Annotated in this window: 1 protein-coding gene; it reads left to right on the forward strand. The window is 38.9% G+C overall.

Annotated features, from left to right (window positions below):
• The coding region (locus tag AC1DJR_RS31390) for a DAK2 domain-containing protein (RefSeq protein ID WP_477004401.1) at positions 1–996 on the forward strand (996 nt) is incomplete at both ends.

Consider the following 996-nt stretch of genomic DNA (forward strand, 5'->3'; position numbering starts at 1 on the left):
ATTAACGACAGTTGATTTTGCTGCAGCTTTAGAAGCTGGAGTAGAGGCAGCTTACAAAGCGGTTATGAAACCAATTGAAGGAACGATTTTAACGGTTGCAAGAGAAACGGGTAAATATGCAGTGACAGTTGCGAAAAAACAGCGCGACTTTGTTTTGTTTATGGAAGATGTTGTAAAAGAAGCAAACGCATCGTTAAATCGTACGCCAGATTTATTACCTGTATTAAAACAAGTTGGCGTTGTAGATAGCGGTGGTAAAGGTCTTGTTGTTGTATATGAAGGATTTTTAGCTGACTTAAAAGGAGAAACGATTTCTTCTAATATGCCTGCCCAACCATCTATGAATGACATGGTACGTGCAGAACATCACCGTAGTGTACAAAGCCAATTGAGTACAGAAGATATTAAGTATGGATATTGTACGGAGTTCATGGTGAAATTAGAGCCTGGAAAAATGAAGGAACATAATTTCTCTGAACAAAAATTCCGTGAAGATATTAGTGTGTACGGAGATTCACTACTTGTTGTATCGGATGATGAGGTTGTAAAGGTTCATATTCATGCGGAACATCCTGGAGATCCTATGAACTATGGACAACGTTACGGTAGTCTAATTAAGATCAAAGTAGAAAATATGCGTGAACAGCATACTGCTTTATTAGATGAACCTACCATGGTACCTGAACAAACGAATCAGCCAATAGAGAAACAACCGTATGGTATTGTAACTGTAGCTATGGGATCGGGTATTAAAACTCTATTTGARAGCATTGGTGCAACGAAAGTTATCGAAGGTGGCCAAACGATGAATCCGAGTACGGAGGATATTGTGAAGGCGATTGAAGAGGCGAATGCTGAAAAAATCATCATTTTACCAAATAACGGGAATATCGTGATGGCAGCAGAACAAGCAGCGTCAGTTGTAGAACAAGAAGTTATTGTTATTCGTTCAAAAACAGTTCCTCAAGGTATGGCTGCAATGTTAGCATTTAATCC

This window comes from Bacillus sp. 05T31, assembly GCF_056396725.1.